Raw genomic sequence first — 5,383 nt, forward strand, 5'->3', positions numbered from 1 at the left:
ACTGTCGTATTTCTGTCAGTGCTTTCAAAGTGACTAGCCTGAAAGAAAGTCCGTTAGTATCGGCTACCCTAAAAAACCTATATGGTTTATTCCCAAGGGCTAAGTACAAAGCCCGCAGTGCTCATTCTAGAGGCCAACTCCATAGACCTTCAGTACCGCAGATTTTGCAAGATGTTTATGGCACTATCGGTCATCTGTTCGATGGTGGCGTGGCCGACTGTAGCCAAAAGTTTATCAGCCAAGATTGGCGACCCGATGTGGGGCAAGGGTTTGCAGTTGGACAGGTAGTATGGGGTAATGATCTACTGGCTATAGATCGCCAGGCCTGTCAGCTAGCCCAAGAGCCTGAGGCGAATTATTTGGCACCTATCGAGGCATTAAGGCAAACACTTGAGGATTAACCCTTACGCCCAGGTAAAGGTAGATTCATCATTGTGTGGAAGTCTTCTTGAACTTTGTGGGTAAGGCGTTTAGAAATCTGCCGCACAATTTGGTTCAGTAACTTGTCACCGGAGGCCTTCACCAGGGATTGGGGTAATGCCTGAATAAATTTGGGCATCTGCACCTTAGTTTGCAGATTAAGTTCCCATTCCACGTGGGTGGCTTGTCCCTTGGGCAGTTTCTTGTTTTGCTTTTCTTCCAGGGACATGGCAGCACTGAAGTCTACATCGTATCCTTCAGGTTTATGACCAGGTACGGGGATTGTCTCAATTTTATATACGCCACGATTTTGAGGTAGTAGATGCAGGCCAATTTTTGGCTGGATCTGAAAATTGAGGCTGCCAAAGCGACCCAGGGAAATGGCGTATCCATTATGGCCGATGGGCTTAACATCCATCGGCTCAGCACATCGGGTAAACCAACCCTGGTGGGAGTCTAGATAGCTGGCTACGGTATCGACGTCGGCATACATCTCCATATTGCCAACGTAATAGCCTTCAAAAATGATCGTGTCGGATACACCCAAATTATTACTGCTGTTCAACGTTTGGTCATTTGAAACCATACTAGGTGACGTCTGCGAAGTGCCAGAAACTCCTGAGTGAGAATGCTGCGTAGAAGACACGTGCATAAAATTTAAAGTTCTAAACAATCTATCGGTAAACTGTCAAGATGCGCTGGGTGCTTGCTAATGGATAGCTTAGCGATAGCTTTTGGCTATTTCCATGGTGGGCAAGTACAGGGATTAATTATCGGGATAATTGATTTACCGTTATACCCCCAGGTTACTGAGTTAAAAAAATAAGTAACCATCGTTAAACCACGGATATGGACTTACGGGCAAACCCTGTTGTTATCAGCCATAGCTCCCCCATTTAAACTTTATTGTTATTCGTTAAGTTTAGTCGATTTTTTTAGGACCACAATTTTTTCGATAGAGGCTTAATGAAATTCAAAGATACGAACATCAAGTGTGAGTCTGGTGTGAATTGCTTAATGTTCCAAGGTGTTCGCAGGGCTTTGTCAGTAATAACAGAGCTGAGGTATCTAAGGTGCAGCCAACGTTACAGTTTGCTACGTTGAGAGGGGTTGGGGCGTAACTACAGGTATGAAAATGAAAGTATTGGTTGTTGGAGCGACGGGACAAACTGGGCGACGAATTACGAATCAACTGAGTGGTTCAGATGTGGCTGTGAAGGCAATGGTGCGAGATCGTTCCAAGGCTGATTTTTCAGAGGCTGTGGAAGTCGTTGTCGGGGACGTGCTTAAGCCTGAAACGTTGGCTGTTGCGATCGCAGGTTGCGATGCCATTATCTGCGCAACGGGGGCTGCCCCAAGTTTTGATATGACCGGCCCCTACCAGGTGGATTTTGTAGGCACTAAAAATCTGGTTGATGCGGCTAAATTAGCCGGTGTCAAGCGCTTTGTGATTGTTTCTTCACTCTGTGTATCTAAGTTCTTCCATCCGCTTAACCTGTTTTGGCTAGTGCTTTATTGGAAAAAGCAGGCGGAGAATTATATTGCCAATAGTGGCTTGACCTACACAATTGTGCGGCCTGGGGGGCTGCGTAATGAGGACAGTGGAGACCCGATTTTAATGGCGTCGGCAGATACCCTGTTTGAGGGTGGGATCGCCCGAGAAAAGGTAGCGCAGGTGTGTATTGCCGCTCTGAGCGAACCAGAATCTGAGAATAAGATTGTCGAGATTGTGATGAATTCTGAGGCGCAGGCGCAGTCCTTTGGGGTGTTGTTTGCCGGGGTCCGATAATCCCCCATGGGATGGCGTCCCAATTTTTGTGTAAAAAATTGGAGGGGGGCAATTCCCCCCTCCAGGGTCAACTATTCACCGGTCCTACACTAGAAAAACCAACCGTAGCTGTGTAGACCTTTACCCAGCAAATTCACGCCTAGATAGCATACCCAAACCACCACAAAACCAGATGCCGCAATAAATGCAGGCTTACGGCCTTGCCAACCTTTGGTGATGCGTGAGTGCAGGTATGCCGCAAACACTAGCCAGGTAATTAGGGCCCAAGTTTCCTTGGGATCCCAGCTCCAGTAAGAACCCCAGGCTTCATTGGCCCAGACACCGCCGGAGATGATGCCAATGGTGAGCAGGGGAAACCCAAGACCAATAATGCGATAGCTAATGTTGTCTAGAGTATCTGCCAGGGTGAGACGCTGTATGGACAGGGCCGTCTTTGCTGGTTTTTCTAGCACGGCAGTACCGCCGCCTGCACTAGCGGTAGCCATCGCAGCTTCCTTGGCTTTCTGTTCTGCAGCCCGATTGAGGATGTATTTACGATCGCGAAATCCCCCTGTGCCCACGGAGCTCCCTTTCAGTTCAACCGCCTGGCCACGGGTGATAACAAGGAATGCGATCGCAACCAATGACCCGACCATTAAGGCCGCATAGCTCAGTAGCATGACACTGACATGCATCATCAGCCAGTTGGACTTGAGGGCAGGTACCAGAGGCTCTGAGACCTGCATGTTGCTGGGGAGAGAAATGGTGGCAAATGCAGTGATCCCCATGGCAGCCGGTGCGGTCATAGCACCGACCCAAAGGCTATTACCCATGCGCTCCGCAACAAAATGGATGGCCGTAATCCCCCAGGCAATAAAGAAAAGAGACTCGTAGAGATTACTAAGGGGAAAATAACCGCCTTCAATCCATCGGGCTACCAATAAAGCGGCAATGCAGAGATTGGCAATGGCCATGCCAGTGGTGCCCAGGATTTTAAGCCAGTTAATTCCAGGAAAGGCAAGGCTGCTCCAGTAGAGAAGCATCGTCAGAAATAGGACGGCAAAAGAAGCGTTGTCAAGCAGTCCTTGAAGGGTAACTAAATCCATTAGGAAGTAATGTGAAGCCCTGCGATTTGATGTGTACTGGCCGCTTGTGTGACGGCCATTACAATTTTACTAGAGAAATGAGGAGCCAGAGAACCCTTAGCGGTTGTCTGTTTGACGAGCTCCTCGACGAATCGTGAAATCCTTCAAGAATTTTGGGGTCTTCCGGATAAATGCTCACTACACTGGCAGTCGGTACATGGATGGCATAGATGGCATAGGTTCTGTGGGTTAGATTCAGACGCATCCCTTATACAATGCGTTTCAGTCGACTCTGGCAGATGTAAATGTCCAGGTGACTCAGGATTTTTGCCCTATGCCCCAAACACATTCAAGGCATAAACTCTGAGTTTTCTACTACGAAAACTGTCAACGCTGGATGTGAATATAGTTTAGTGACAAAAAATTAGCAGCCCTCGAGAGGTAACTATGGATGCGACTGCGTTGTGGCAACGATATCAAGACTGGCTTTATTACAACGAGGAGCTAGGATTTTACTTGGATGTCAGTCGTGTAACGTTTGATGATGCCTTTGTAGCTGAGATGACACCTCGGTTTGCAAAGGCGTTTGAAGCGATAGATGCATTGGAAAAGGGTGCGATCGCAAACCCCGACGAAAATCGGATGGTGGGTCACTACTGGCTACGGGATCCCGATCTTGCTCCGAATGAAGACCTGCGTAGCGAAATAGTTAATACCCTGCGCGATATAGAAAATTTTACTCAGCAAATTCATACGGCAACGATTACGCCGCCGGGTGAAGAGCGCTTTACCGATATCCTGTCCATCGGTATTGGCGGCTCAGCCTTGGGGCCAGAATTTGTGGCTGAGGCCCTGGGGGCAGTCAATCCGCCGTTGCAAATTAATTTCATTGATAATACCGATCCAGCGGGTATCGATAAGACCCTGGCCAGGTTAGGGGATCGGCTAAAAACCACCCTGGTGCTTGTCATTTCTAAATCTGGCGGCACCCCAGAAACCCGCAATGGCATGTTAGAAGTCAAGGCCGCCTATGAACGGCGGGGGCTGGACTTTTCGAAGTATGCAATAGCCACCACTGGTCGGGGCAGCAAGCTCGATAAAGTTGCTCAGGCTGACAATTGGTTAGCCACTTTCCCGATGCAGGATTGGGTGGGCGGACGGACCTCGGAGCTATCGTCAGTGGGGCTGCTACCGGCTGCGCTCCAGGGCATCGATATTCGTGCCATTCTGGCGGGTGCTAAACAGATGGATGCGGCAACGCGAATCCCTGATCTCAAAAGCAACCCAGCCGCATTGATGGCTCTGGCCTGGTACCACGCAGGTAATGGTAAGGGTGAGAAAGATATGGTGATTTTGCCCTACAAGGACAGCCTGCTGCTGTTCAGCCGCTATCTACAGCAGCTGATTATGGAATCCTTGGGTAAGGAAACAGATCTAGACGGCAATAAGGTGTTCCAGGGGATTGCGGTCTATGGCAATAAGGGCTCCACTGACCAGCACGCCTATGTGCAGCAGCTGCGGGAAGGGGTGAATAATTTCTTCGTGACGCTGATTGAGGTGCTGACGGATCGCGAGGGGAGTTCGACGGAAATTGACCCAGGTGTGACCGCTGGTGATTATCTCTCAGGCTTTTTGCAAGGGACTCGCAAAGCCTTGTTTGAAAATAAGCGTCAGTCCATTACAATCACCATTCCTGAGGTGACACCTGTGATTGTGGGTTCGCTGATTGCCCTATATGAGCGGGCCGTGAGTTTGTATGCCGCAGTGGTCAATATCAATGCCTATCATCAGCCAGGTGTAGAAGCGGGTAAAAAAGCGGCGGCTAGTATTCTCAATCTACAGAACATGGTGGTGGACGTGCTGAGTAAAACCGGCGGTTCTCTGACCCTGGCTGAGGTGGCTGATAAGGTGGGCCGCCCAGATGCCATTGAGGATATCTATAAAATTATCAGACATCTGGATGCCAATGGTCGTATGGTGGCCATTGATGGCAATGCGGGCAATCCTGGCACGATGCGGGTGATGGCTCGCTAGCGAGCTCTAATTTGGGTGAGCTATCCGTTTGAGGCATGGCCAGCGGCAGCGGTTAATGACCTGTGCTGGCCGTGCT

General features: G+C 49.4%; 5 protein-coding genes. 3 read left to right on the top strand and 2 right to left on the bottom strand.

The annotated features are described in order from the left end of the window. Nucleotides 1-401 (top strand): DUF362 domain-containing protein (locus DXZ20_RS29150; RefSeq protein WP_163703652.1); only part of this gene is annotated, 401 nt, incomplete at its 5' end. Here the strand turns inward: DXZ20_RS29150 and DXZ20_RS29155 are convergent. After that, nucleotides 398-1,006: a DUF1997 domain-containing protein gene (locus tag DXZ20_RS29155; RefSeq protein WP_250565196.1), complete on the bottom strand. Its 609-nt coding sequence runs from the start codon at nucleotides 1,004-1,006 to the stop codon at nucleotides 398-400. The genes DXZ20_RS29150 and DXZ20_RS29155 overlap by 4 nt on opposite strands. A gap of 549 nt (nucleotides 1,007-1,555) precedes the next feature. Here DXZ20_RS29155 and DXZ20_RS29160 point away from each other — a divergent pair. Continuing rightward, the gene (locus tag DXZ20_RS29160; RefSeq protein ID WP_163702560.1) at nucleotides 1,556-2,209 is read left to right on the top strand and encodes an SDR family oxidoreductase; all 654 of its coding nucleotides are present in this window, start codon (nucleotides 1,556-1,558) and stop codon (nucleotides 2,207-2,209) included. Nucleotides 2,210-2,298: 89 nt separating this feature from the next. Here the strand turns inward: DXZ20_RS29160 and ccsB are convergent, their stop codons facing one another. Next, nucleotides 2,299-3,294, bottom strand: a complete 996-nt coding sequence (gene ccsB / locus DXZ20_RS29165) for a c-type cytochrome biogenesis protein CcsB (protein WP_163670705.1) — start codon at nucleotides 3,292-3,294, stop codon at nucleotides 2,299-2,301. 426 nt (nucleotides 3,295-3,720) lie between these two features. Between ccsB and DXZ20_RS29170 the strand changes: the two genes are divergently transcribed. Next, on the top strand, nucleotides 3,721-5,307 hold the full coding sequence (locus DXZ20_RS29170) for a glucose-6-phosphate isomerase (protein ID WP_163702561.1): 1,587 nt from the start codon (nucleotides 3,721-3,723) through the stop codon (nucleotides 5,305-5,307). Nucleotides 5,308-5,383: the final 76 nt, after the last annotated feature.

The sequence above is a fragment of the Adonisia turfae CCMR0081 genome (assembly GCF_011009555.1).
GTDB classification, from domain to species: Bacteria; Cyanobacteriota; Cyanobacteriia; order Phormidesmidales; family Phormidesmidaceae; genus Leptothoe; species Leptothoe turfae.